Source organism: Streptomyces sp. NPDC006743 (assembly GCF_040703815.1).
Classification (GTDB): Bacteria; Actinomycetota; Actinomycetes; order Streptomycetales; family Streptomycetaceae; genus Streptomyces.
In genome coordinates this window covers 1-24,820 of record NZ_JBEYJA010000003.1, presented here as the reverse complement: position 1 = coordinate 24,820, position 24,820 = coordinate 1, and the positions used below count along the sequence as shown (strand labels likewise).

The following is a 24,820-nucleotide window of genomic DNA, read 5'->3' as shown; positions in this document are numbered from 1 at the left end:
CGTGGTGTGACGTGGATCGATGTGAGGGGGTGTGAGGGGGTGTGAGGTGACGTGATGGGGGCGTGGGAGGACGTGAGGTGGCGCGCCGGGTGAGCGGGCCGCGCGGGGCGCCGGTCAGCGGCCCGCGTGCTCGCTGAGGGAGTCGCCGAGCAGCACCCGCAGCCGGGCCAGCGCGCGCACGCAGCGGGTGCGCACGGCGGCGGAGCTGGTCTCCATCACCGTGGCCGTCTCCTCGACGCTGCGGTCCTCCCAGTAGCGCAGGACGACCACGGCCCGGTCCTTGGCGGAGAGCTGCCCGAGAGCCTCCAGCAGGGTCAGCCGCAGCGGCGCGTCACCGCCCGGGTCCGGTCCGGCGATCTCGGGGAGCACGTCGGTGGCTCGTTCCCTGCGGCTGCTGTGCCGGCGCTGGTGGGCGAGGAAGACCCGGGTGAGCACGGTCTGCACGTACCCGGCCGGATTGCCCACGCGGCAGACGCGCTTCCAGCGCACGAACACCCGGCCCAGCGCCTCCTGGACGAGGTCCTCGGCGAGGTGGGTGTCGCCCCCGGTGAGCAGGCAGGCCGACCGGTACAGATGCCCGGCCCGCGCCGCCGCGAACTCCGGGTACCCCTCGTCCCCGGCCTCGTCGCCGCCGCCCCACCGCATACGCCCCCCCTGTGGCTCCCGCGCCCTCCTGCGGCGCCCTCACCTCATTGATGCGGTGAGCCACCCGGAATGTTTCACGCGGCGGCGCAACGGTCCACGGGAGCGGGAGCGGGAACGCAAGCGGGAGCGGGAGCGGAAGCGGAAGCCGGGCACGGGGCCGGGACCGGGGCACGGGAGCTGGAGGCCGGAACGGTTCGCGGGGGCCGGACACCGGAAGGGGGCACGAAAAAGTGCGGCGCCGTCGGTGACGGCGCCGCACTGCGAGGGGATCAGGTCACGGTCACGGCATCGCGTGCACGTGCGCGCCCACCGAGTTGGACCAGGCGTTGCCCGCCGCCGCGTCCCAGTTGGTGGACCAGGTCATCGCGCCGCGCACGTCGGGGTAGGCCTTCGAGGGCTTGAAGGTGCCGCAGTTGGTGAGCTTCGTCAGGCAGTCCAGGGCGTTGTTGACCAACGTCGGGGAGACGTAGCCGCCGCCGGCGCCGCTCGGGGAGGCGGGCAGGCCGAGGCCGACCTGGGAGGGCGCGAGGCCGCCTTCGAGCTGGATGCAGGCGAGGGCGGTGAGGAAGTCGACCGTGCCCTGCGAGTAGACCTTGCCGTCGCAGCCCAGCATGGAGCCGCTGTTGTAGTACTGGGTGTTGACGACCGTGAGGATGTCCTTGATGTTCAGGGCCGTCCTGAAGTAGCCGGCGGACGTCGACTGCATGTCGATGGTCTGCGGGGCCATGGTGATGACCAGGTTCGGGCCGGCCTTCGCGGACAGCGCGCGCAGCGCCTGCGTCATGTAGGTCGGGTTGAGGCCGTTCTCCAGGTCGATGTCGACGCCGTCGAAACCGTACGTCTGCATCAGGGAGTAGACCGAGTTCGCGAAGTTCGCCGCCGACGCCGAGTCGCCGACCGACACCGTGCCCTTCTCGCCGCCGATCGAGACGATGACCTTCTTGCCGGCCGCCTGCTTGGCCTTGATGTCGGCCTTGAACTGGTCGGCCGTGTAGCCGTTCAGGCCCGCCGAGTCGAGGTTGAAGGTGACCGCGCCGGGCGTGGTCGTGGCGTCGGCGAAGGCGACCGCGATGATGTCGTAGGCCGCGGGGACGTCGGAGATCTTCTGGACGGTCGCGCCGTTGTTGAAGTTCTGCCAGTAGCCCGTCACCGCGTGCTTGGGCAGACCGGTGCCGCCACCGCCGCCGGTCCCCGCCGTCGTGGCGGTCACCGCCGCGGACTTCGCCGACTCGCCCGCCGCGTTGGTCGCGGTGACCTGGAAGGAGTACGCGGTCGAGGCCGTCAGGCCGGTCACCGTCGCGGAGGTGCCGGTCACCGCCGCCACCTTGGTGCCGTCGCGGTAGACGTTGTAGCCGGTGGCGTTCGTGACGGTGTTCCAGGACAGGGAGACCGAGGACGAGGTGGTGGCGCCCGCCGTGAGGCCGGCCGGGGCCGCCGGGACCGTCGGCGCCGGGTCACCGCCGCCGCCCCCGTCGGGCCCGGAGACCGACAGGTCGTCCGCGTAGTAGGCCGCCTGGCCGTACCAGCCGTGCAGGTAGACCGTCACCGAGGTGGTCGAGGAGCCGGTGGTGAAGGTGGTGGAGAGCTGCTTCCAGGCCGTCGTGTCGGGCGTCCACGTCGAGACGTCGGTGGTGCCCGTGCCGGTGGCGCCCAGGTAGGTGTACCCGCCCTGGACCCAGGCGCTCAGCGTGTAGGTCGAGTTGGGTCTGACCGCCACGGTCTGGGTGCACTGGGCGTTGTCCTGCCCGGCCGGGGTGGCCTTCAGCGCGGCCGTACCGGCGTGCACGGGCGAGGAGACGGTCGTGCCGCTGCCGGCCGAACAGGTCCAGTTGCTCAGACCCGCCTCGAAACCGGCGTTCTTGGCGTTGTTGACGTCGGCCGCCGATGCCTGGCCGATGCCCGCGAGGGAGAGGGCGAGGGCTGCGGTGACGGCTCCGGACCAGATGCCGAGCGGCCGAAGCCGTCGGGTGCCGGGCGTGCCTGGGGCGCGGTCCACTGGGGCCTCCGGGGAGAGGAGAGGGAAGGGGAGACGGGGAGGGAGAGGGGGAGAGAAGCGGGGAAGGGATCGGGCGGGGAGTCCGGGGGAGTCCCGGGGGGAGAGAGTCATGAACTGCTGTGCCGCCGTTGGTCGTACAAGTTGGTCCAGACCAATTGCGTTGTCAAGAGGTCCAGACCAAAATCGCGTCCCTCGCTCCGGCCGGTCCGGGTCAACGGACCGGCGGCCCGCCACGCTTTCGGGCCCGGTCGCAAGGGACAACCTGCCCCGTTTTGACGTGACTTGTGCGACCGCAGTTGCCACGGAGCTGACGAATCGCTGTTCTCCGGTCACAGGGGCGTGGTTACAGTGCTCAAGTAGTCACGCAGTGAAGTCAACTCGGTGCGCCGGAGGAACGACGGCGGCCCGACAGGCGGCAGACGGGGAGCTGGCGTGTCAACTGCGATCGCTGTGACCGGCGCGGACATGGCACTGCCCGCGCAGGACGAACGGACCGTGCCCGCCGCCGTCCTGCCGGACCTGGACCGTGAACCGCTCGAACGGACGCTCGACGGCGTACGGGCCCTGCTCGACCAGCACAGCCACCTGATCGTCGTCTGCTCCCGCGCCCTGCCCGCGGCCGCTAAGCGCCGGCTGCACACGGTCCGCTCGCTGCTGGAGAGCGACCGCATCGCGCTCTTCCGCCCCGAGCTGCCGCCGCTCGCCGTCGCCGTCCTGGCCCGCCAGTTACGGCAGCTGGCCTCCTGCGACCTCAGCCCCGGCGTGCTCGCCTCCGCGGGCCGCCTGCTCACCCACTACGTCCACTGCGGAGCGGTCCTCAGCTCCGTCACCCGCCTCGACCGCGTCCCCGTCGATCTCAAGGCCCACGCCCGTTCCTGGGTGCCGGGCAGCCAGTTCGGCGTCGTCGCCCACCCCGTGCCGCACCTGGTGCGCATCGGCCCCGGAGCCACCCTGCCCGGACCGGACTTCGGCACCTGGATGCTCGTCGCCAAGGGGCAGCTCCAGTCCGACTGGATCGGCGCGCACCTCGCCCCGGCCTGGAAGGTGCTCGGCCTGCGCGAGGCCGCGCTGCCGGCCGAGTCCGCCGCCTGGTGGGGCACCGGAAGACTGATCGAGTTCTGCAGCTATCTGCCCGACCTGCCGGTCCTCTACCAGCTGGTCACCTCGGTGCGGCAGAGCGTGTGCCACTGGTGCGGCGTCGACGTCATCGGGGACCGCTGCGTCTTCTGCTCCGCCGTCCCGCCCGATCCCGGCGGCGGCCAGGAAGACGGGCGGCGGGGCGAGCACGCGAGCCCCGGGACGTACGCGCCGTACGGGACCGCCCCGTGAGCCGCACACCCGCAGGGTGAGCCCGCACCGCCGCCAGCCTCCGACATCCGCCGAGTCCGCCCGGACCCACCCCCCAACGAGGTCGTACGGTTCATGAACTCCCGTCAGCGCCGCGGCGTGATACTCCTGGTCCTGTCCGTCGTCTGCGCCCTCGGCGCGTTCGCGGGCGTGCTCTCCGTCATCGGCGACGTCAAGTCGAAGGTCGGCCCCGAGGTCACGGCGTACCAGCTGAAGGCCGACGTGCAGCCGTACACCCCGCTGGCCGCCGGCCAGTTCGAGAAGATCCGGATGCCCAAGCGGTGGCTGTCACCGAACGCGGTCACCGACCTCGGCCAGGTGCGCGGCAAGATCGCGGTCACCACCCTGCGCCAGGGCTCCCTGCTGCAGAGCGACATGATCGTGAACCAGCCCGCGCTGCGGCCCGGGCAGCAGGAGGTCGCCATCATGATCGACGCGGCCACCGGTGTGGCGGGCAAGATCACGCCGGGCTCCACTGTCAACGTGTACGCCACCTTCCCCGGGCAGCGGCAGGGCGACCCCGCGCAGTCGAAGATCATCGTGACCGGCGCCAGGGTCCTCGACGTCGGCCGGATCACCGCCCTCGACCCGAGCGCCGACAACCGCGACCGGCAGCCCACCGAGGCCGTCCCCATCACCTTCGCGCTCTCCACCATCGACGCCCAGCGCATCACCTACGCCGAGTCCTTCGCCCAGCGGGTCCGGCTCGCGCTGGTCGCGCCCGGCGGCGGCACCGACGTCCCGGCCAAGGACCGGACCTACGAACTCGCGAACGACAAGTGAGAGGCCCGCAGCCATGCCCACCAGGATCCTGCCGGCAGTCGGCGACGCGGACGCGGTCCGGTCCCTCACGACACTGCTCAGCCAGCTCCCCGACGCGGAGCCGGTGACTCCCGTCGCCGACTCCACGCAGCTCGTCGACACCCTCGCGCGCCTGGCCGCCGAATCCGTCGACGAACTGCCCGAGATCGTGGTCGTGCACGAGCGCGTCGGCCCCGTCCCGGCGCTCGAACTGGTCCGCGAGGTGGCCCTGCGCTTCCCGGCGGTCGGCGTCATCCTCATCACCTCCGACGCGAGCCCCGGCCTGTTCTCCGCCGCCATGGACTGCGGCGCGCGCGGACTGGTGTCGCTGCCGCTGAGCTACGAGGAACTGGCCAGCCGCGTCCAGGCCGTCGCCCAGTGGTCGGTGGGCGTACGGCGTCACCTCGGCCACGGCGGCGACGTGTTCCCCGGCGTCGGCGGGCGCCTGGTGACGGTGAGCGGGGCCAAGGGCGGCGTCGGGGCCACGCTGACCGCCATCCAGCTCGCCCTCGCCGCCCAGGCCTGCGGGCAGAGCACGGCCCTGGTCGACATGGACCTGCAGACCGGCGACATCGCCTCCTACCTGGACGTCCAGTTCCGCCGCTCGGTCGTCGACCTGGCCGCCATCAGCGACATCTCCCCGCGCGTCCTGGCCGACGCCGTCTTCCGGCACGACACCGGCGTCGCCCTGCTGCTCGCCCCCGGCGAGGGCGAACGCGGCGAGGAGGTCACCGACCGGGCCGCCCGCCAGATCGTCAGCGCCCTGCGCTCCCGCTACGAGGTCGTCGTCCTGGACTGCGGCGCACAGCTCGGCGGAGCGGGCGCGGCGGCCGTCGAGATGGCCGACACCGCCCTGCTCGTCACCACCCCGGACGTCGTGGCGGTGCGGGCGGCCAAGCGGACCGTGCGGATGTGGGACCGGCTTCAGGTCCGCAAGGCCGAGGAGACGACGGTCGTCGTCAACCGCCACACCCGCGCCACGGAGATCCAGCCCGCGCTCATCGGCAAGATCACCGGCACGGCGGTGGCCGGTACGACGGTCCCCGCGAACTTCAAGGAGCTCCAGGCCGTGGTCGACGCCGGCCGCCTCCACGAGCTGGACGCCCGCAGCACGGTGAAGCAGGCCCTGTGGGGCCTGGCCGGTGAACTCGGCCTGGTCAAGAGCCCGGTGGGCACCCACAAGGGCCACGGCCGGATGCGGGGCGACCGGGGCGCGGTCAGCTTCCGGCGGCGCAGGGAGGCGGGGGGATGAGCGGACGCAGGCGGGGGAGGGGACGGGCCCGGGGACGCTTATGGGGCGGCGCCCGGTCCGACAGCGGGCAGGTCGCCGTCGAGTTCCTGGGCATGGCGCCGACGATCATCATCACGCTGGTCCTGATGTGGCAGTGCGTGCTGCTCGGATACACCTTCACCCTGGCCGGGAACGCGGCGGACGAAGCCGTACGGGCGGGGACGGCGGCCACCGGGGACATGCAGGGGGCCTGTGAACGCGCGGGACTGGAGGACCTGCCGGGCGCGTGGCGGGACGGTGCCCGGATCGAGTGCGGCGGCCGGGGCACCGGCTTCGTCACGGCGACCGTGCACCTGGACGTCCCCGTCCTGCTGCCCGGCCTGATCGGCTTCCCGGTCCCGGTGACCGGTCACGCCGGTGCCGTGGAGGAGGTGAAGGACTGAGATGCCCCACGAGCGACGTACTGACGTGCCCGACGGGCTGCCGCCCCGCGCCCGACGTACTGACGAGCCTCAAGGGCTGCCCCAGGAGCGACGTGCCGACGTGTTCCACGCGCGACGTGCCGATGTGCTCCACGCGCCGTCCGGCGCCCGGCGCGCCGACGTGCTCCGCGGGCTGTCCCACGAGCGACGTGCCGACGTGCTCGGCGGGCGGGGGCGCCGGCCCCGCGATCACGGACAGGTCGCCATCGAGTACCTGGGGTTCATCCCGGTCCTGCTGCTGGTCGCGATGGCGGTCGTCCAGTTCGGCCTCGTCGCGTACGCCGCCCAGCAGGCCGGTACCGCGGCGCGGGCGGGGGCGCGCGCGGCCTCGCTCGGGCACGACGCGCAGGCGGCGTGCACGGCGGCGGTCAGCGGCGGACTCTCCGGACGCACCACCTGCGATCCCGCGCCCGGAGGCGACACGGTCACCGTCACGGCCACCGTGCGCATCCCCTCCGTCATCCCGCTGTGGGACCCGGTGGGCACCGTCCACAAGAGGGCCACCATGCCGCTCGACGACTCCCGCTCGACCCCTGACGAAGGACGAGGAGCCCCGCCCCCATGAGCCTGCGCGCACGCATCAACTCCCCCGAGGAGAACGGCAGCCGGGGCGAGGACGCCCACCTGGTCGCCTCCTACCGGACAAAGCTCCTGGAGGAGATCGACCTCGCGGAGATGGGCGCGCTCGCCCCGGCCGAGCGCCGGGTACGGCTGGAGCGGGTGCTCGGGCACATCATCAGCCGCGAGGGCCCGGTCCTGTCGACGGCCGAACGCTCCCAGCTGATCCGCCGGGTCGTCGACGAGGCCCTCGGCCTCGGCATCCTCGAACCACTGCTCGAAGACGCCTCCATCACCGAGATCATGGTCAACGGGCCCGACTCGATCTTCGTCGAGCGCGGCGGCCGGGTCGAACAGCTCCCGCTCCGCTTCGCCTCCCACGACCAGCTGATGCAGACCATCGAACGCATCGTCTCCACCGTCAACCGCCGCGTCGACGAGACGAACCCCATGGTCGACGCCCGGCTGCCGTCCGGCGAACGCGTCAACGTGATCATCCCGCCGCTCGCGCTGACCGGCCCCACCCTCACCATCCGCCGCTTCCCGCGCTCCTTCACCCTCCAGGAGCTGATCGGCTTCGGCTCGCTCGACGAGCCCATGCTCTACCTGCTCGCCGCGCTGGTGCAGGCCAGGTTCAACATCATCGTCTCCGGCGCCACCGGCACCGGCAAGACCACCCTCCTCAACGCCCTCTCCGGACTGATCCCCGAGAGCGACCGCATCATCACCATCGAGGACTCCGCCGAACTCCAGCTCCAGCAGGCCCACGTCGTACGCCTGGAAGCGCGCCCGCCCAACGTGGAGGGCCGGGGCCGCATCAGCATCCGCGACCTGGTGCGCAACTCGCTGCGCATGCGCCCCGACCGCATCGTCGTCGGCGAGGTCCGCGGCGGCGAGTCGCTGGACATGCTCCAGGCGATGTCCACCGGCCACGACGGCTCGCTGGCCACCGTGCACGCCAACAGCGCCGAGGACGCGCTGATGCGCCTGCAGACCCTCGCCTCCATGTCCGACGTCGAGATCCCCTTCCCCGCCCTGCACGACCAGATCAACAGCGCCGTCGACGTCCTCGTCCAGCTCACCCGCTTCGCCGACGGCGCCCGCCGCGTCACCGAGATCGCCCTGCTCGACAGCCACGGCGGCGAGCCGTACCGGCTGGCGACCGTGGCCCGCTTCGCCGCGCGTCCCATGTCCGCCGACGGCCGCATCCACGGCGCCTACGAGCACCACCCGCTGCCCCGCCGCGCCGCCGACCGCCTCTACATGGCGAGCCAGCCCGTCCCGCAGGCCTTCGGCATCGCCCAGTCCGCAGACCAACTGGCCACCCGGGAAGCCAGGTAGGAGCCCCCATGGACCTGAGCACCCTCGTCACCCTCACCACCGGCGCCGCCCTGCTGACCTGCGTCCTGGCCGTCCTCGGACTGCACGCCTACACCGCGGGCCGGGCCCAGCGGGCGGAACTCGTCGACCGGCTCGCCCTGACCAGCGGCGCTCCCCAGGGCCGCAGGCGCCGCTTCCGCTCCCTCGACCGCCGCCTGCGGCGCACCGCCCTCGGCCGCAGACTCGAACTGAGGCTGGCCGCCACCGGCCTCGACATCACCCCCGGCGAGTTCACCGCCTGCATGCTCGCCGTCGTCGCCGCCCTCTGGCTGATCGGCCAGGCCGCCCTCGCCCCCTTCTTCGGTCCGCTCGCCGGGCTCCTCGGCATCTGGGCGGCGGTGCAGTTCCTCAACTGGCAGCGTGCCCGACGCATCGAGAAGTTCATCAACCAGCTTCCCGAACTGGCCCGCATCCTGGCCAACGCCACCCAGGCGGGCCTCGCCCTGCGCACCGCCATCGGCATGGCCGCCGAGGAACTGGAGGCCCCCGCGGGCGAGGAACTGGCCAAGGTGGCCCACCAGCTGGCCCTGGGCGCGTCCATGGACGACGCCCTCGGTGAGCTGGCGGACCGGCTGCCCTCGCGCGAACTCGTCGTCCTGGTCACCACCCTGGTTCTCTCCAACCGGGCCGGCGGCCAGGTGGTGAGCGCCCTGCGCAACCTCACCGAGACCCTGGAGGAACGCAAGGAGACCCGCCGCGAGGTCCGCACCCAGCTCTCCCAGGTCAACATGACCTCGTACGCGGTGCCGGTGCTCGGCGTCGGCGCGCTCTTCCTGATGAACGGCGTCAAGGCGGGCGCCCTGGACCGCATGACGGGCTCACCGCTCGGCCAGGCGGCGGTGATCATCGCCTTCGCGCTGTACGCGGTCGGGTTCTTCCTCATCCGCCGGATGTCCCGCATCGACGTCTGACCGGTCGACGGCAGCGCCGGAAAGGAGAGGATCGACGATGGCATGGCTGCTCGCCCTCGGGATGGGCCTCGGTGTCTGGGGCGCCTTCGCCGGCATCCGCATGTACCGCGCGGACGCCCGGCTCCCCAGCGACCTCGCCCTCGCACTGGAGGTCGGCTCCACCCGCACCGGCGCGGTGGGCTCGCTCATCGACCGCATGGGCATGCGTTACGCCCCCGCCGTACTGCGCCTGATGGGCCCCAAGCTGGTCGCGCGCTACCGCCGCAAGATCGACCTGGCCGGCAACCCCGGCGGTCTGACCATCGACCGGTACGCGGCCCGCCGTGCGGTGTACGGCTTCCTGGGCGGCTTCGGCGGCCTGCTCTGCCTGCTGCGCGGCCAGTTCGTCGTCGCCCTGCTCCTCTTCGCGTTCGGTGCGTTCTGGACGGAGGTGGGCATCTGGTCGGCGATCCGCATCCGCCGGGACGTGATCGAACGGACGCTGCCCGACTTCCTCGACGTCCTCGCCGTCGTCGTCAGCGCGGGCCTCGGCTTCCGCCAGGCACTGGACCGGGTGGCCTCCCGCTACGAGGGCCCGTGGGCGGACGAACTGCGCATCACCCTGCGCCAGATGGACCTCGGCATGAGCCGCCGCGAGGCATTCGCGGAACTGCGCCGCCGGAACGACTCCGAACAGGTCGCGATGTTCGTCACCGCCCTCCAGCAGGGCGAGGAACTGGGCGCGCCGATCGTCGACACCCTCGTCTCGCTGGCCAAGGACATGCGCCGCACCGACGCGCAGAACGCCCGCCGCAAGGCCGCCCGCGCGGTCCCCAAGGCCACCATGATGATCACCACCTTCATGGTCCCGGCCACCCTCATCCTCCTCGGCGCGGGCCTGCTGTTGGGCTCCGGCGTGGACTTCGGCTCCGTCACGGGCAAGTAGGAGGACAGGTGGCCACGGACATGCCGTCCACACAGGAACACGTCCGCCGGCACGGCCCACGCCCCGCTGCGAAGCCGACACCGGAGCCCCTGCCGGCCGTCCCGGGGCCCCGGGTGCAGCCGGGGCCCCGGGTGCAGCCGGGGCCGGGGGAGGAGCGGGGGCCGCTGGAGCAGGCGGCCCTCGGCCCGATTCCGCGGATGCCCGCCGACCCGGCCCCGCAGGAACTCGCCTCCCCGGCCCCCCAGGGCCTCGCCGCTCCGGTCCCGCGGCACCCTTCCGCTCCGGCCGGTCCGGGCCTCCCCGCCACGGCCCCGCCCCGCCGGACCGCACCCGCAGGAACTCACCCTCCTGGACCGCCCCCTGCCGCACCCGCCCCGCAGGGCCTCGCCGCTCCGGAGAGGCTTCAGATCAGTGCCCTCCAGGCGATGTGCCGGCACGTCTTCGCCTTCCGGCTGGCGATGATCGCCCTCTCCGCCCCGGCCGCCCTCGTCCACGCCGCCCCCGGCCTGGCCGTGCGCCTCGTCGGTGCCGCGGTGGTCCTCACCTTCATGGGCTCCTACGTCCTCTTCCGGGACTGGGAACGCTTCGGCCCGCTGCTGCTGCGCCACCCCACCCTGCTCGCCCTGGACACCCTCTTCGGCGCGCTCCTGCTCGTCGCGGCCGGCCCGGACAGCACCCTGGCCTACGTGAGCGTCTGCACGCCCCTGCTCGCCGGTCTCGTCTACAGCTGGCGCGGCGCCGCGATCTTCGCCTCGCTCCAGTCCCTCATCCTGTTCCTCGTCTACGCCGCGACCAGGGAACTGCACGCCAACCTCGCCCAGTCCGCCCTCTTCCCCGGTCTGTGCGTCGTCGTGGGCGCGGCCGGCGCCACCCAGCGCACGCTGCTCCTCCGCTTCGGGGAGGCCAGCCGGACACTGACCGCGGTCCAGGCCCGCCTCGCCGTCAGCGAGGCCGTGAGCGCCGAGCGGGCCCGCCTCGCCCGGGAGATGCACGACTCCGTGGCAAAGACCCTGCACGGTGTGGCGCTGGCCGCCGACGGCCTGGCCCGCTCGGCCGGCGCGGACCGCCCGGACCCCGCCCTGATCCGGCAGCAGGCGGACCTCGTCGCCCGCTCGGCCCGCCGTGCCGCGGCCGAGTCACGCGCGCTGCTGACGGACCTGCGGTGCGAACACGACCCGAACCCGGACCCGGACCCGGGCGGCGGAAGAGACCTGCTCGCCGAACTCGGCGCGGAGGTGAGCGACTTCAGCGCCCGTACCGGTCTGCCCGCCACCTGCCTCCCGTCCGAGGCCGCAGCGACGGGAGGAACACCCCCGCCCCTGCCGCCCGCAGTGACGCGCCAGCTCCGCTCCATCGCGGCGGAGGCGATGGAGAACGCCCACCGCCACGGAGCGCCGAGCCGCGTCGAGGTGCGGGTGGCCCGCGACGGCGACCTGCTGCGCATCAGCGTCATCGACGACGGCCAGGGCCTGCCGCCGGGCATCACCATCGGACAACTGCGCCGCACCGGCCACTTCGGCCTGGTCGGCATGGCGGAGAGGGCAGCGGCGATCGGCGCCCGCCTGACCATCGGTCCGGGCCGCGACGCGAAGGGCACCGCGGTGTCCCTCGAACTACCGCTGGACACCCTGCCGCCCCGACCCCCGCCTCCCTCCCCTTGATCCCCGCCCTCCCCCCTGGACCCCCGCTCCCGCCGGCGGGCCCCCGGACCCCCAGCGAACCGCCCCCCTCACCCACCACTCGCGCCCACCCGAGAGGAGGCCCGATGCCGCACGAGACACCGCCGCGCCCGCCGTCGCCCCCGAACCCGGATCCCCACCGCCGCGCGCCCCTGCGGGTCGTCGTCGCGGACGACAACCCGGTGGTCCGGGCCGGTCTCACCGCCCTGCTCTCCGGCCGCGAGGACATCACGGTCGTGGCGGAGGCCGCGGACGGCCGTGAGGCCTGGGAAGCCACGTACCACCACCGCCCGGACGTCGTCCTCCTCGACGTCCGCATGCCCGGCGTCGACGGCATCTCCGCCCTGCCCCACCTGGTGCCGGTCGCCCCGGTGCTGATGCTCACCTACAGCGGCGAACCGGAGATCGTGCAGGAGGCCCTGCGCAGGGGCGCGGCCGGATACCTGGTCCACGGCGAGTTCACGGCCGGTCAACTGATCGACGCGGTCCGGGACATCAGCCAGGGACACGCCCACTTCACGTCGACGGCGACGGGAGCGCTGCTGGCCCAGCTGCGCCGCGGCCCGGCGCCCCCCGAGGGTTCCCTGCCGGACGGTTTGGGCGAGACGGATGCGAACGCACACGTTAAGGATCTCTCAACGACCCATAATCAGCGTGTCACTGCAGAAACCCTTTCGCAGATGCAATCATCTGTGAGACAGTCTTCCCCGGTCGACAGGTCGAGGTTCCAACTCAGCGCGAGGGAGGCGGAGATCATGGACCTCATCGCTTCCGGCATGACGAACCAGCAGATCGCCACCGCCTGCTTCATCAGCGAGAAGACCGTCAAGAACCACATCAACCGCATCTTCGCCAAGCTCCACAGCACCAGCCGCGCCGAGGCCGCCGCGAAGTGGCTGGGCACGGCCCCCGGCTCCGCGTCACGGGAAGCGAGGTGACCGGGATGCCGGTACGGATCTGGGCCCGGAATTGGGCCCACGGACCCTCGGCCACCCCGCCCGCCCGGCCGTACGGTGCCCCTGCCGCAACCGGCACCGCGCCCGAACCCGGAGGGGAACACCATGAGCGACCTGATGCTGAAGACCGTGGTGGCGACCAAGGTCCGCGTGAACGGCTGGAAGAACACCACCACCCGAGCGATGCGAGGCCGCGCCGGCGACAAGGGGCAGACGGCGGTGGAGTACCTGGGGATCATCGCGGTCGTGGTGGCGATCGTGCTGGCGATCACGGGAACGAGCATCGGCTCCACGATCCTGAACAAGATCACGTCACTGATCAACAAGGTAGGCAATTGACAGCAGCCGGACGCACGAGCGATGCGGGGCAGGCCTTCCCGATCTACATCACGGTGGTGGCGGGCCTGCTCTTCCTCGCGTTCGCGTACTTCGCCGTCGGCCAGGCAGCCGTGAATCGGAGCGGTGCTCAGACGGCAGCCGACGCAGCGGCGCTCGCGGCGGCACAGGACACCCGGGACCAGCTCGCGGCCGAGTGGGTGAAGGACGTACGTGACCCGGCCGAGTGGCAGAAAATCTTTGACGGCGGCGGTGACGGGATCAAACCCTCGTGCTGGCGGGCCTACGGACTCGCCCGGCAAAACGATGCTCAGGTGATCGACTGCGCGTCGAGCGGTCCCATGAGCTACACCGTCGACGTCCAAACCGATAAGACCATGGGCAAGTCGGTCGTGCCCCTGACCGAGAGCAAGCGCTCGAAGGCGCGGGCGACTGCTGTGATCGAGCCTCTGTGCGACGTCCCGCCACTGCCCGCGGATGCCCCGACCGACACACTGCCCCGGCTCACCTGCAAGGGCAACAAGTCCTGGGACGTGGATCCGAAACATCTCACCGATCTCCCCCAGCCGCATGACCTTTTCGATGTCCATCTGGCCGACTGACAAGCGAACGACGAGCGAAGAGGGATACCGAGCGATGAGTATTCGGTTCACTGCGCAGGCCCGCAGGGGGCTGATCGCGCTGGCGTTGGCGACAGGTCTGGTCATGGGGGTGACCAGTTGCGGGGGCGGTGGCGGCCACGACGGCAAAGCCCCGGACGCCTCCGCAGCGCCGTCGAAGACCAGTGGGTCGCAACCGAGCGCGCAGGAGGGGGAGTCCGGGGCACCGCTCGCGGAACTCAAGGGCGAAAACGGGCTGCTTCTTCAGATCACCACAGCGCAAAGGGACTCGGGTGGCTTTGTCACTGTGAACGGGCAGTTCAAGAACGACGGGTCCCAGTCACTGGTGATTCCGTCCGAGTTGCGCGGTGATGAGACCGAGATCCTCAAGCACGGCACGTCATTGGGCGGTGCCACCCTCGTCGACTCCCAGAGCAAGAAGCGCTATTACGTGCTGCGCGACACGGACGGCAGGCCACTGACGACAACGGGGCTCACAACGATCGAGTCAGGCCAGACCATCCCCGTCTTCATGCAATTCCCCGCCCCCCCGGCCGACACCACCGACGTGACCCTCCAACTCCCCACCTTCTCCAGCGGCACCGTCAAGATCTCCGGGTGAGGCGGCCACCATGACCCACACCCCACCCCGGCTCCCCCTCGCCCTGGGCGTCGTCGCCCTCCTGCTCGCCGCCGACCTCTGCGGAGCCGCCGCGGCCCGTGCCGACGGCACCGCCCCGAGTGTCCCGCCGGGCACCGAGTCCTCCGCCGCGCCCCCCGTGAAGGTCGACCCGAACGACCCGGACCTCAAGCTCCCGGAGGGGGCGACCCTCGCCGCGCCGAAGGTGCTCGACATCAAGTCGGTGGTCGAGGACCAGGGCGGCGAGGAACGCCGTGAGGACACCAACACGGACGTGACGTTCGCGCTGCAGGCCGAGGTGCTGTTCGCCAAGGACAGCGCGAAACTCAGCGACCAGGCCAGGTCCCGCATCGACGCCATCGCCCAGGAGATCAGGAAGCAGAACGCCTCCCAGGTCCGGGTCTTCGGCTTCACCGACAACCTCGGCACCCACGAACACGGCGTCGTCCTGTCCAAGCAGCGCGCCAACGCCGTCCAGGACGTCCTCTCCCAGGAGCTGAACGATCCTGCCCTCACCTTCGACGTGCGCGGCTACGCCGAGGACTACCCCATCGCGGACAACGCCACGGAGGACGGCCGCAAGAAGAACCGCCGAGTGGAGGTCACCTTCCCGCGCACCCAGAGCTGACCGCACCCACAGCTGACCGCACTCGGACCTGACTGCCGGCCACCGCCGGGACGCGCGTCGCCCGCACGGTGATCTCCGCGACGGGCGCTCAGTCCGGGTGAACGAGCCCGGGGCCTCCGGCAGGGAGATCCGCCTCCACCGTCACCCGCACCCCCGCCCGCACCCCCCACCGCGCCATCGCCCCCGCCGCCGCCTCCAGGACGTGCCGGGAGCGGAGGCGGGGCCGGCCCAGGCGGCCCGGCCGCATCGTGACGACGGCCAGGACCCGCAGGCCGCGGTCGAGGTAGGCGACGTCGATGGGGATACGCATGCCGAACGTGTGGATGCTGCCCGCGGGGGAGAGGAGGAGGGCGCCGTCGACGGCGTCGCGGCCGAGCAGCCCGCGCGTGCGGGCCCGGTAGGACGTCGCCAGTTCGAGAGGGACCGTCACCGCCGTCGCACCCGCCTCCCCGTGGTCCTCTCCCGCTCCGTCGCCCGCACCCCCGGGCACGAGCAGCCGGCCTCGTCCGTCCCGCCAGCGTCCTGCCATGCCGGGCCGCCTTCCCGCTCCGCCGCGACGTGTCCGGCCGACCGTATCCCCCAGCTGGAGGCCCCGCCATGGGCGCGTCAGGGGCCCGCCATGGGTACGCCGCCGACACGCCCTGGGCCCGTGAGTCCGGAGACCCTGGGTCCACGGGCCCATGCCGTACCACCCGGCCTCCCGCTAGGGTCCCCGCGTGCGCGTACTCCTGATCGTCGTCGCCGTCCTGTGGGGCACGGGCGCCGGGCTGCTGGTGCCCCGGGCCGCGCACCGCCTGTCGGTGGCCGCGGGTGAGCCGTGGCGGGCGGAGTGTCCCGGCGGTCACGCGATCACCGGGGTGTTCGGCGGCTGGTTGGGTCCCGCCCGCTGCATCTCCACCGCACCCCACACCCACCCCGCCCCGCTCGCGCCCCACGGCAACCCGACCCCGCCCGCACCCCCAGAAGCCGCACCTCGAACAGCCACCCACGCCCCCCAGGAACCCAACCCCACCGCACCCCCCGAACCCGCACCCGCCCCCCACAAAGCCGCAGCGAGCGGCGCCCCCCACACCACCACGCCTCGCAACTCCACCCCCACCCCTCCCACCGCCACCCCCCAAGCCCCCGTCTCCCGAACACCCCACCCCACCCCCGTCCCCAACTGCGCCGCATACGGCCCCAGCACCCCCCTCGTCACCGCCGTCACCGTGCTCGTGTGCGGCGTCCTCGCCGCCGCCACCGGGCCGCACCCCGAGGCGGCGGTCTGGCTGCTCGCCGCGCCGGCCGGCGTCCTGCTCGCGCTCGTCGACCACCGGGTCCACAGGCTCCCCGACGTCCTGACCCTGCCGCTGGCCGCCGCGACCGCGGCGCTGCTGGGCGTCGCCGCGCTCGCACCCGCCGCCTCCGGTTCCTGGCCGGGGGCACTGCTCGGCGGTCTCGCGCTGGGCGCCTGCTACTTCGCGCTCTTCCTCGTCAACCCGGCCGGCCTGGGCTTCGGTGACGTCAAACTGGCGCTCGCGCTGGGCACGGCCCTCGGCTGGTACGGCTGGCCGGTGCTGGTCACGGGCGGCTTCGCCGGGCTGTTCTACGGAGCCGTGTACGGGCTGGGGCTGATCGTGCTGCGCGGGGCGGGGCGTGGCGCGACGATGCCGCTGGGGCCGTTCATGATCGGCGGGGCGTTCACGGGAGTGCTGCTGGGGGCGGCTGCCGTGGCATGAGGCGGGCGGGACGTGGGGAGGAAGGCGGCATGACCGGACTCGGCGTCGTCTTCCGCCCCCAACTGCCCCCCGAGCGGCTGCGTTCGATCGCTCGCCTCGCCGACGAGGCGGGACTCGAGGAACTGTGGCTGTGGGAGGACTGCTTCCTGGAGGGCGGGATCTCCACGGCCGCCGCCGCCCTGGCCTGGACGGAGCGGGTCCGGGTCGGCGTCGGCCTGCTGCCCGTGCCGTTGCGCAACGTCGCCGTCACCGCGATGGAGGCGGCCACGCTGCACCGGCTCTTCCCGGGCCGCGCCCGGCTCGGTGTCGGACACGGCGTGCAGGACTGGATGGGGCAGGTCGGGGCGCGCGCCGAGTCCCCGCTGACGCTGCTGCGCGAGCACCTGACCGCACTGCGCGCCCTGCTGGGCGGTGAGCGGGTCACCACGGACGGCCGGTACGTCCGGCTGACCGACGTGGCCCTGGACTGGCCGCCGCCCGCGGGCAGCGACGTCCCGGTCCTCGCCGGTGCCACCGGGCCGCGCACGCTCCGCCTGTCCGGTGAGGCGGCCGACGGCACGATCCTGACCATCGCCACCTCCGCGGAGGGGGTCCGCCGGGCACGCCGGCTCATCGACGAGGGCCGCGAGGCCGCGGGCCGCGACGACCCGCACCGCGTCGTCGTCTACCTGCTGGCCGCCACCGGCCCCGACGCCGAGCGACGGCTGCGGGCCGAGCTGGCCGCGGAGGGGCTGTCGGCCGTCCCCGGCCTGGGGGTCGCCGGAGACGCCCAGGACGTCGCCAAGGCCGTGTCGGTGCTCGCCGACGCCGGTGCCGACACGGTGGTCCTCCAGCCGACGGCCGGCGAACCCGACCCGGAGGGCTTCGTCCGGTTCGCCGCCGGGCAGGTGCGCCCGCTGGTGTCCTGACGGCGCGGGACCGCGCGGAGCGGCAGCCGGCGCCGGGCGGAGCGGCCGCCGGCGGTAATCCGGCGGCGGTCCAGGCCCGTACCTGGGAAGATCGCTGCCATGCCAGACCGTCAGCACCGTACGTTCGAGGACCTCGTGGCCGAAGGGGCCGCCGCGCCCACCGAGGGGTGGGACTTCTCATGGTTCGCGGGGCGCGCCACCGAGGAGCGGCCCTCCTGGGGGTACGCCGTGTCGGTGGCCGGCCGGCTGGCCACCGCGGAGGCCGTCCTCGACGTGCAGACCGGGGGAGGGGAGGTGTTCGGCTTCGCCCTCGGCCGGGCCGCCCGCGTCCCGGCGCTCCTGGCCGCCACCGAGGGGTGGCCGCCCCACGTGGCCAAGGCCACCGAACTGCTGCGCCCGCACGGTGTCGTGGTCGTCGCCGCGGACGAGGACGCGCCCCTGCCGTTCGCCGCCGGCGCCTTCGACCTCGTCGTCAGCAGGCACCCCGTCCGCCCGCACTGGACGGAGATCGCCCGCGTGCTGCGCCCCGGCGGCACGTACTTCGCCCAGCACGTCGGACCGGCCAGCGTCTTCGAACTCGTCGAGTACTTCCTGGGCCCGCAGCCCGAGGAGGTCCGCCGGGGCCGCCACCCCGAGCAGGAGCGGGCGGAGGCCGAGGCGGCCGGTCTCGACGTGGCCGCCCTGCGCTCCGAGCGGCTGCGCACGGAGTTCCACGACATCGCGGCGGTCGTGCACTTCCTGCGCAAGGTGGTCTGGATGGTCCCCGGCTTCACGGTGGAGGCGTACGAGCCCCGGCTGCGGGAGCTGCACGAGCGGATGACCGCCGACGGCCCGTTCGTGGCGCACAGCACCCGCCATCTCTTCGAGGCCCGCAAGCCGCGCTGAGGGACCCGTGGCGGCCCCGCGGCGCTCCGCGGCAGTCACAGTTTCCACATCGTTATCGCTTTCCCCTCCCGTCACTGCTCCGTCTGGCGTAAGTTCAGACCAACGAAATTCGCGTGAGCAAAGCCGCGCGGGTGGCATCGCGCAGTGGAGGGGGCTGCGCGGCGCCGAGCCCCCTGATGGCGGCCGCCGTGTCCCGGCCCGCCGCAGGCCGCCCCGAGCGCCTCCGGCGTCAAGCGGACGTGAACGGCGGGGTCGCCCGGGAGGGGTAAGCGAGGACAACCCGCCGCACGCCCCTCAGATGGCGCAAACCCTGCACATCCTGTCTCATTCGGCCGAATTTCCCTGTGGATTCGCTGTGATCCGGCCATGACCGACCAAGGAATGGCAGGTTCCGCACTCGTCGGCCCGTCGCCAGGTGATTCCGGAGAGTAGTTGTGGCGCGCTGATGCACGCAGCATCACTTACGAAGGGTTATGGTGGAAACCCCCCCTCGGGCCGGTCCGTCTCCCCCCCACGGACCGGCCCGTTTTTCTTTCCGCTTCCGTCCGCCCCCTCCGCCCCCTGGCGCCGGTGCCCGTGCGCCGCGGAGCGCGGGTCCGCCGGGGGCCGGACGCCGGGGCGCGCGGGACCGCCCGTTGGGGGACCCTGGGGGTGCCGGGGGTAGGCTTCGCCCCGGGGACCGCCATACGGACGAGGCCGCCGCACGGGCAGGGAACGCCCCGGCCGCGCCTGTCCGATCCATACGGAGGGGCTGACGAACACGTGAACCTGCGCGACAAGCTGCGCAGCCTGCTGGTCAGGCTGTACGCGCGCCGGGTGGAAGGCCACCTGGACCACGCTCAGGTGCCCAAGCACATCGGCGTCATCATGGACGGCAACCGCCGCTGGGCGAAGGCCTCGGGTTCCACCACCGTGCACGGACACCGGGCCGGCGCCGACAAGATCGAGGAGTTCCTCGGCTGGTGCACCGAGACGGACGTCGAGGTCGTCACTCTCTGGCTGCTGTCCACGGACAACTTCGACCGGCCCCAGGACGAGCTGGTCCCGCTGCTCGGCATCATCGAGGACGTCGTCCGCTCGCTGGCCGCCGACGGCCGCTGGCGCGTGCACCACGTCGGCACCATGGACCTGCTCCCCTCCGGCATGCAGGCCGTCCTCAAGGAGGCCCAGGAGGCCACCGCCGACGTCCAGGGAATAGTGGTCAACGTCGCCATCGGGTACGGCGGGCGCCAGGAGATCGCCGACGCCGTGCGCTCCATGCTGCACGACGCCCACGACCGGGGCGTGTCCATGGAGGACCTCGCCGAGGCCGTCGACGTGGAGATGATCGGCCGGCACCTCTACACCCGGGCCCAGCCCGACCCCGATCTGGTCATCCGCACCAGCGGCGAGCAGCGGCTGTCCGGATTCATGCTCTGGCAGACCGCGCACTCCGAGTACTACTTCTGCGAGGTCTTCTGGCCGGCCTTCCGCAAGGTCGACTTCCTGCGCGCGCTGCGCGACTACGCGGCCCGCCACCGCCGCTACGGCGGCTGACCGGGGCGGACGGCCCGCGGTGCCCGTACCCGCCTTCACGAGGAGTTCATCCGTGCGCCGTGCGACGCTCCTGCATGGCGGTGCGTGTTCGAGGGCATAACCCAGGCAGGTCGACACCCGAACCCCGGGTGTCGGATCTCAGCGGGCGGCTCGGGGCCGTCCGCCCGGGAGGCCCGTTGCACCAGCCCGACCGTGCGGTCACAGTGCGGACGAAGACGTGGAGGGCCGGTTCCCGGCCCGCACATCGCGGCCGGCGACCGGCCCCGATGCCCCCACCCTCCCGGCCCGGCATCCACCTCGTCGCTCCCCGACCTCATCCGAGGGGGTACGTCCTTCCGTGGTGACCAGCACAAAGCGCCACAAGCCAGACCGGCGCACCTACGTTCTCGACACCAGTGTCCTGCTGGCGGACCCGAACGCCCTGACCCGCTTCGACGAGCACGAGGTCGTGCTCCCCATCGTCGTGGTCACGGAGCTGGAGGCCAAGCGGCACCATCCCGAACTCGGCTACTTCGCCCGGCAGGCCCTGCGCCTGCTGGACGACTACCGGGTCCGGCACGGTCGCCTCGACGCCCCCATCCCGATCGGGGACCTCGGCGGGACGGTCCGGGTCGAGCTGAACCACTCGGACCCCAGCGTGCTGCCCACCGGCTACCGCCTGGGGGACAACGACTCGCGCATCCTCGCGGTCGCCCGCAACCTGCAGGCCGAGGGCTACGACGTCACCGTCGTCTCGAAGGACCTGCCGCTGCGGATCAAGGCGTCCTCCGTGGGGCTCCTCGCCGAGGAGTACCGGGCGGAACTCGCCATCACCGACGCCTCCGGCTGGACCGGCATGGCCGAACTCACGCTGCCCGCCGAACAGGTGGACATCCTCTTCGACCAGGGGCACCTCCACGTCCCCGAGGCCGCCGGGCTGCCCGTGCACACCGGGCTGACGATCCATTCGGAGCGCGGCAAGGCGCTGGGGCGTGTCACCCCCGACGGTGCCGTGCGCCTGGTGCGCGGGGACCGGGAGGCGTTCGGCATCAAGGGCCGCAGCGCCGAGCAGCGGATCGCGCTCGACCTGCTCCTCGACCCGGACGTCGGGATCGTGTCGATGGGCGGCCGGGCCGGCACCGGCAAGTCGGCGCTGGCGCTGTGCGCGGGCCTGGAGGCGGTGCTGGAGCGCCGTCAGCACCAGAAGGTGATGGTCTTCCGCCCGCTGTACGCGGTCGGCGGGCAGGAGCTGGGCTATCTGCCCGGCACCGAGGCGGAGAAGATGAGCCCGTGGGCGCAGGCCGTCTTCGACACGCTGTCGGCCGTCACCTCGCGCGAGGTCATCGAGGAGGTCACCGCGCGCGGGATGCTGGAGGTGCTGCCGCTCACGCACATCCGCGGCCGGTCGCTGCACGACGCGTTCGTCATCGTGGACGAGGCGCAGTCCCTGGAGCGCAACGTCCTGCTGACGGTGCTGTCCCGGATCGGCGCGGACTCGCGGGTGGTGCTCACCCATGACGTGGCGCAGCGGGACAACCTGCGGGTGGGCCGCTACGACGGTGTCGTCGCCGTGGTGGAGAAACTGAAGGGGCATCCGCTCTTCGCGCACGTCACGCTGACCCGGTCCGAGAGGTCGCAGATCGCCGCCCTGGTGACCGAAATGCTGGAGGACGGGCACCTCTGACCCTCGTTCGCACAAATGCTCCACTTGGGGGCATGTATGCGGGAGTTGGCGCCGTCCGGCAAAGGCCGAGAGCCTAGCCGGGCGGCGCCGTCGCGCGTGGGCCTTTCCCGGAAACCCGTGGGCCGAACGTGGTGTGAGCTTTCCCACGCAACTCGGAATTGCCTCTCGGCGTTCGGTTACGGCAGAGTCTCATTCCTGTCAGGCCCCGCATACGACACAGCTGTGCCCCCAGCGGCGTAGCGCCCCCCGAGCATCACCCTCAACTCCATAACGGCGTCGTATGCCGCCCGAAGCACCACGCGGCTCTCCCGTCACGGGAGTTGTCCACCGGGCCCGTGCCTCCGTGACCCGTAGTTGGGAGGCCAGTGCCAGGGGCACGATCGCGTCCGCGAGGGTCACCGAAGCGGGCGATGCTGGAAGGAAACCGTGTGAGCCGGATCTCGGTCCGGGGACTCGCAGTGGCCTCCGCCACCGCGGTCACCGCCGTCGGAAGCGTCGTGGGTGTTGCCTCGGGCAGCACCGCGCAGAACAACGACGCCGAAGCGATGGCAGCCGACGCCACCCTCCTCGCGGACATCCCGGTGGGCCAGCAGGCCCCCGTGCAGACCGCGTCCCTCACGCAGCAGGCCGACGCCCAGGCGATCGCCGCGGACGCCAGCGCCAAGAAGGACGCCGAGGAGGCGGCCCGCAAGGCGGCCGCCGAGACCGCGATCGCGAAGAAGGAGGCCGCCGAGAAGGCGGCCAAGGAGGCGAAGGAGCGGGAGGAGCAGAAGAAGGCGACCACCCGCAGCACGCGGGACGCCTCCGACTTCCCCGTCCAGGGCTCCTACACCGTGGCCCAGGTGCAGGCGATCGCCCGGCAGATCGTGCCGAGCGGTCAGTTCCAGTGCTTCAGCAACATCGTGAACCACGAGTCCACGTGGAACTACCAGGCGGTCAACCCCTCCTCGGGCGCCTACGGCCTCGTCCAGGCGCTGCCCGCGGGCAAGATGGCGTCCGCGGGCGCCGACTGGCGGACCAACCCGGCCACGCAGATCAAGTGGGGTCTCAACTACATGAACGTCCGCTACGGCAGCCCGTGCGACGCCTGGTCGTACTGGCAGGTGAACCACAACTACTGAGCCGCCCGGCGTGCTCAACCCCGCGCAGCCCCTCCCCGTCCTAGGGGGAGGGGCTTTTGCCATGTAGCGTCTGTCGGAACGACTCCAGGGGGCGTGGTGGTCAAGGACGGGGGAAGAGGACGGATCATGTCGCGAGTTCCAGGGTGGCTCGGCCGGCTCGGTGCCGGACTGACCGAGATGGGTGAGCGGTTGGACGAGCGTCGCGCCGAGGTGGAGAAGGACCACTCCGGTGCCGGGCCGGAGCCGTCCGCGGACCCGGTGGTGCCCGTCGATCACGTGACCGTCGTCCCCGCCCGTCCCGACCCCGCGCAGGCCGTGCCCTGGGGGGTGCGGGTGGCCGCCGAGGCCGGCTGGCGCGTCCTCGTCCTCGCCGGCACCGTCTGGGTGCTGATGAAGGTCATCAGCGCCGTGCAACTGGTGGTGCTGGCCTTCGTCGCCGCGCTGCTCATCACGGCCCTGCTCCAGCCCACGGTGGCCCGGCTGCGGCGCCACGGGCTGCCGCGCGGACCGGCCACCGCGCTCACCGCGATCCTGGGCTTCGTCATCATGGGTCTGATCGGCTGGTTCGTGACCTGGCAGGTCATGGAGAACATCGACAACCTCTCCAACCAGATCCAGGACGGCATCGACGAACTGCGCAAGTGGCTGCTGAACAGCCCCTTCCACGTCACCGACAAGCAGATCAACCAGATCGCCAAGAGCCTGCGGGACGCCATCGGCGCGAACACCGACCAGATAACGTCCGCCGGTCTGGAGGGCGTCACGGTCATCGTGGAGGCCCTGACCGGGATCCTGCTGACGATGTTCTCGACGCTGTTCCTGCTCTACGACGGGCGGCGGATCTGGGAGTGGACGCTGAAGCTGGTGCCGGCGGCGGCCCGTCCGGGCGTGGCCGGGGCCGGCCCGCGCGCGTGGCGCACGCTGACGGCGTACGTGCGCGGCACGGTGATCGTGGCGCTGATCGACGCGATCTTCATCGGCCTCGGGATCTACTTCCTGAACGTGCCGATGGCGGTGCCGCTGGCCGTGTTCATCTTCCTGTTCGCCTTCGTCCCGCTGGTCGGCGCGGTGGTGTCGGGCGCGCTCGCGGTGGTCGTCGCGCTGGTCACCCAGGGCGTGTTCACCGCCGTGATGACGCTGGTCGTCGTGCTCGCCGTCCAGCAGATCGAGGGGCACGTCCTCCAGCCGTTCATCCTCGGCCGGGCGGTGCGGGTGCATCCGCTGGCGGTCGTCCTGTCGGTCGCGGCGGGCGGCATGATCGCGGGGATCGGCGGCGCGGTGGTGGCCGTGCCGCTGGTCGCGGTCACCAACACGGTGGTGGGCTATCTGCGCCAGTACTCCCGGGAGGCGGCGCTGCGGCAGGCCCGGCCGCGGGCGGCCGCGCCGGCGGCAGGAGCCGCCGCGCCGGGTACGGCACCGGCGGCCGGCACGGAGGCGGACGCGGCACCGGTGGCGGCGCCCGCCGCGGCCGCACCGCCGGACGCGGGGCCGCCCGAGCCGCCGGCGCCCACCGAGGAGACGTAGCCCGAGCCGGACGGCGCCGCCGGGGCCCGGCCCGGGATCCTGGTGTCCCGGGCGGGCGAGGCGGTCCTCACCGGCGAGGCGCACACCACCGCGGCGGGCACCCGCGCGGACCTGGACGGTCAGTGAGGACGGAACCCGGGACGGCGCGCCGGCCCTGCACCGGACACGCGGCCTCCTAGGCGGTGAGTGGCCCCGCCGCACGGGCGGCACCACCCCGGTGTCCCGCCCCGGCGACGCGGGAGGGGCCCCGCCCATGCTTGGGTTCTAACGGTCCTCGCAACACCCGCGATCTGTGGGAGTTGCGAGGACCGTGGCCGTTGGGCGCGATGATCTTTCGGGGCTGCGGGAGCG

The 24,820-nt window shown here is 72.5% G+C and carries 24 protein-coding genes; 21 read left to right on the top strand and 3 right to left on the bottom strand.

What is annotated here, in order from left to right; genetic code table 11:
• Nucleotides 1-114: 114 nt before the first annotated feature.
• The gene (locus tag ABZ719_RS03170; protein ID WP_366723525.1) at nt 115-645 is read right to left on the bottom strand and encodes a SigE family RNA polymerase sigma factor; all 531 of its coding nucleotides are present in this window, start codon (nt 643-645) and stop codon (nt 115-117) included.
• A 280-nt stretch (nt 646-925) separates the two neighbouring features.
• Nucleotides 926-2,641, bottom strand: coding sequence for a glycoside hydrolase family 18 protein (locus ABZ719_RS03165; RefSeq protein ID WP_366723524.1), 1,716 nt, complete (start codon nt 2,639-2,641; stop codon nt 926-928).
• Nucleotides 2,642-3,106: 465 nt separating this feature from the next.
• Between ABZ719_RS03165 and ABZ719_RS03160 the strand changes: the two genes are divergently transcribed.
• The 14 genes from ABZ719_RS03160 (at nt 3,107) to ABZ719_RS03095 (ending at nt 15,114) form a co-directional block, all read left to right on the top strand.
• Nucleotides 3,107-3,970 carry a hypothetical protein gene (locus tag ABZ719_RS03160; RefSeq protein WP_366723743.1) on the top strand — a complete coding sequence of 288 codons (864 nt, stop codon included), beginning with the start codon at nt 3,107-3,109 and terminating at the stop codon, nt 3,968-3,970.
• Nucleotides 3,971-4,063: 93 nt separating this feature from the next.
• Nucleotides 4,064-4,771 carry a Flp pilus assembly protein CpaB gene (gene cpaB, locus ABZ719_RS03155; protein ID WP_366723523.1) on the top strand — a complete coding sequence of 236 codons (708 nt, stop codon included), beginning with the start codon at nt 4,064-4,066 and terminating at the stop codon, nt 4,769-4,771.
• A gap of 13 nt (nt 4,772-4,784) precedes the next feature.
• Nucleotides 4,785-6,041 (top strand): AAA family ATPase, encoded by a 1,257-nt coding sequence (locus ABZ719_RS03150; protein WP_366723522.1) that lies wholly within the window; start codon nt 4,785-4,787, stop codon nt 6,039-6,041.
• Entirely contained in the window at nt 6,038-6,463 is a 426-nt protein-coding gene (locus tag ABZ719_RS03145; protein WP_366723521.1) for a pilus assembly protein, read from the top strand. Before ABZ719_RS03150 ends, ABZ719_RS03145 begins: the two co-directional genes overlap by 4 nt.
• Before the next feature lie 196 nt (nt 6,464-6,659).
• Entirely contained in the window at nt 6,660-7,067 is a 408-nt protein-coding gene (locus ABZ719_RS03140) for a TadE family protein (protein WP_366723742.1), read from the top strand.
• The gene (locus tag ABZ719_RS03135) at nt 7,064-8,401 is read left to right on the top strand and encodes a CpaF family protein (RefSeq protein ID WP_366723520.1); all 1,338 of its coding nucleotides are present in this window, start codon (nt 7,064-7,066) and stop codon (nt 8,399-8,401) included. Before ABZ719_RS03140 ends, ABZ719_RS03135 begins: the two co-directional genes overlap by 4 nt.
• Nucleotides 8,402-8,409: 8 nt before the next feature.
• Nucleotides 8,410-9,351 carry a type II secretion system F family protein gene (locus ABZ719_RS03130; RefSeq protein WP_366723519.1) on the top strand — a complete coding sequence of 314 codons (942 nt, stop codon included), beginning with the start codon at nt 8,410-8,412 and terminating at the stop codon, nt 9,349-9,351.
• A gap of 37 nt (nt 9,352-9,388) precedes the next feature.
• On the top strand, nt 9,389-10,276 hold the full coding sequence (locus ABZ719_RS03125; protein WP_366723518.1) for a DUF5936 domain-containing protein: 888 nt from the start codon (nt 9,389-9,391) through the stop codon (nt 10,274-10,276).
• A gap of 425 nt (nt 10,277-10,701) precedes the next feature.
• Complete coding sequence (locus tag ABZ719_RS03120; protein WP_366723517.1) at nt 10,702-11,937, top strand: histidine kinase; 1,236 nt, start codon at nt 10,702-10,704, stop codon at nt 11,935-11,937.
• Nucleotides 11,938-12,041: 104 nt separating this feature from the next.
• Nucleotides 12,042-12,893, top strand: a complete 852-nt coding sequence (locus tag ABZ719_RS03115) for a response regulator transcription factor (protein ID WP_366723516.1) — start codon at nt 12,042-12,044, stop codon at nt 12,891-12,893.
• Between the two features lie 123 nt (nt 12,894-13,016).
• Nucleotides 13,017-13,250, top strand: coding sequence for a hypothetical protein (locus ABZ719_RS03110; RefSeq protein WP_366723515.1), 234 nt, complete (start codon nt 13,017-13,019; stop codon nt 13,248-13,250).
• Nucleotides 13,247-13,849: a pilus assembly protein TadG-related protein gene (locus ABZ719_RS03105; protein WP_366723514.1), complete on the top strand. Its 603-nt coding sequence runs from the start codon at nt 13,247-13,249 to the stop codon at nt 13,847-13,849. Before ABZ719_RS03110 ends, ABZ719_RS03105 begins: the two co-directional genes overlap by 4 nt.
• A 34-nt stretch (nt 13,850-13,883) precedes the next feature.
• Nucleotides 13,884-14,468: a hypothetical protein gene (locus ABZ719_RS03100; protein ID WP_366723513.1), complete on the top strand. Its 585-nt coding sequence runs from the start codon at nt 13,884-13,886 to the stop codon at nt 14,466-14,468.
• Between the two features lie 10 nt (nt 14,469-14,478).
• Nucleotides 14,479-15,114, top strand: a complete 636-nt coding sequence (locus ABZ719_RS03095) for an OmpA family protein (protein ID WP_366723512.1) — start codon at nt 14,479-14,481, stop codon at nt 15,112-15,114.
• An 88-nt stretch (nt 15,115-15,202) separates the two neighbouring features.
• On the opposite strand, the gene ABZ719_RS03090 is transcribed toward ABZ719_RS03095, so the two are convergent.
• Nucleotides 15,203-15,643 (bottom strand): DUF192 domain-containing protein, encoded by a 441-nt coding sequence (locus tag ABZ719_RS03090; RefSeq protein WP_366723511.1) that lies wholly within the window; start codon nt 15,641-15,643, stop codon nt 15,203-15,205.
• Between the two features lie 187 nt (nt 15,644-15,830).
• Between ABZ719_RS03090 and ABZ719_RS03085 the strand changes: the two genes are divergently transcribed.
• From ABZ719_RS03085 to ABZ719_RS03055, 7 genes are all read left to right on the top strand, one after another.
• Complete coding sequence (locus ABZ719_RS03085) at nt 15,831-16,832, top strand: A24 family peptidase (protein ID WP_366723510.1); 1,002 nt, start codon at nt 15,831-15,833, stop codon at nt 16,830-16,832.
• 29 nt (nt 16,833-16,861) lie between these two features.
• Complete coding sequence (locus tag ABZ719_RS03080) at nt 16,862-17,740, top strand: LLM class flavin-dependent oxidoreductase (protein ID WP_366723509.1); 879 nt, start codon at nt 16,862-16,864, stop codon at nt 17,738-17,740.
• Between the two features lie 99 nt (nt 17,741-17,839).
• Nucleotides 17,840-18,625 (top strand): class I SAM-dependent methyltransferase, encoded by a 786-nt coding sequence (locus ABZ719_RS03075; RefSeq protein WP_366723508.1) that lies wholly within the window; start codon nt 17,840-17,842, stop codon nt 18,623-18,625.
• Between the two features lie 762 nt (nt 18,626-19,387).
• The gene (locus tag ABZ719_RS03070) at nt 19,388-20,161 is read left to right on the top strand and encodes an isoprenyl transferase (RefSeq protein WP_366723507.1); all 774 of its coding nucleotides are present in this window, start codon (nt 19,388-19,390) and stop codon (nt 20,159-20,161) included.
• Between the two features lie 337 nt (nt 20,162-20,498).
• Nucleotides 20,499-21,824, top strand: coding sequence for a PhoH family protein (locus ABZ719_RS03065; RefSeq protein WP_037862025.1), 1,326 nt, complete (start codon nt 20,499-20,501; stop codon nt 21,822-21,824).
• Between the two features lie 428 nt (nt 21,825-22,252).
• Nucleotides 22,253-22,945 (top strand): transglycosylase SLT domain-containing protein, encoded by a 693-nt coding sequence (locus ABZ719_RS03060; protein WP_199811682.1) that lies wholly within the window; start codon nt 22,253-22,255, stop codon nt 22,943-22,945.
• Nucleotides 22,946-23,071: 126 nt separating this feature from the next.
• Complete coding sequence (locus ABZ719_RS03055) at nt 23,072-24,469, top strand: AI-2E family transporter (protein ID WP_366723506.1); 1,398 nt, start codon at nt 23,072-23,074, stop codon at nt 24,467-24,469.
• Nucleotides 24,470-24,820: the final 351 nt, after the last annotated feature.

What these genes read in the sequence shown, in the direction of transcription:
- ABZ719_RS03055 (WP_366723506.1), top strand. Translation starts at nt 23,072, where the DNA reads ATGTCGCGAGTTCCAGGGTGGCTCGGCCGGCTCGGTGCCGGACTGACC.
- ABZ719_RS03170 (WP_366723525.1), bottom strand. Translation starts at nt 645, where the DNA reads ATGCGGTGGGGCGGCGGCGACGAGGCCGGGGACGAGGGGTACCCGGAG.
- cpaB (WP_366723523.1), top strand. Translation starts at nt 4,064, where the DNA reads ATGAACTCCCGTCAGCGCCGCGGCGTGATACTCCTGGTCCTGTCCGTC.
- ABZ719_RS03145 (WP_366723521.1), top strand. Translation starts at nt 6,038, where the DNA reads ATGAGCGGACGCAGGCGGGGGAGGGGACGGGCCCGGGGACGCTTATGG.
- ABZ719_RS03095 (WP_366723512.1), top strand. Translation starts at nt 14,479, where the DNA reads ATGACCCACACCCCACCCCGGCTCCCCCTCGCCCTGGGCGTCGTCGCC.
- ABZ719_RS03075 (WP_366723508.1), top strand. Translation starts at nt 17,840, where the DNA reads ATGCCAGACCGTCAGCACCGTACGTTCGAGGACCTCGTGGCCGAAGGG.
- ABZ719_RS03110 (WP_366723515.1), top strand. Translation starts at nt 13,017, where the DNA reads ATGAGCGACCTGATGCTGAAGACCGTGGTGGCGACCAAGGTCCGCGTG.
- ABZ719_RS03130 (WP_366723519.1), top strand. Translation starts at nt 8,410, where the DNA reads ATGGACCTGAGCACCCTCGTCACCCTCACCACCGGCGCCGCCCTGCTG.
- ABZ719_RS03150 (WP_366723522.1), top strand. Translation starts at nt 4,785, where the DNA reads ATGCCCACCAGGATCCTGCCGGCAGTCGGCGACGCGGACGCGGTCCGG.
- ABZ719_RS03120 (WP_366723517.1), top strand. Translation starts at nt 10,702, where the DNA reads ATGTGCCGGCACGTCTTCGCCTTCCGGCTGGCGATGATCGCCCTCTCC.
- ABZ719_RS03080 (WP_366723509.1), top strand. Translation starts at nt 16,862, where the DNA reads ATGACCGGACTCGGCGTCGTCTTCCGCCCCCAACTGCCCCCCGAGCGG.
- ABZ719_RS03135 (WP_366723520.1), top strand. Translation starts at nt 7,064, where the DNA reads ATGAGCCTGCGCGCACGCATCAACTCCCCCGAGGAGAACGGCAGCCGG.
- ABZ719_RS03090 (WP_366723511.1), bottom strand. Translation starts at nt 15,643, where the DNA reads ATGGCAGGACGCTGGCGGGACGGACGAGGCCGGCTGCTCGTGCCCGGG.
- ABZ719_RS03100 (WP_366723513.1), top strand. Translation starts at nt 13,884, where the DNA reads ATGAGTATTCGGTTCACTGCGCAGGCCCGCAGGGGGCTGATCGCGCTG.
- ABZ719_RS03115 (WP_366723516.1), top strand. Translation starts at nt 12,042, where the DNA reads ATGCCGCACGAGACACCGCCGCGCCCGCCGTCGCCCCCGAACCCGGAT.
- ABZ719_RS03160 (WP_366723743.1), top strand. Translation starts at nt 3,107, where the DNA reads ATGGCACTGCCCGCGCAGGACGAACGGACCGTGCCCGCCGCCGTCCTG.
- ABZ719_RS03125 (WP_366723518.1), top strand. Translation starts at nt 9,389, where the DNA reads ATGGCATGGCTGCTCGCCCTCGGGATGGGCCTCGGTGTCTGGGGCGCC.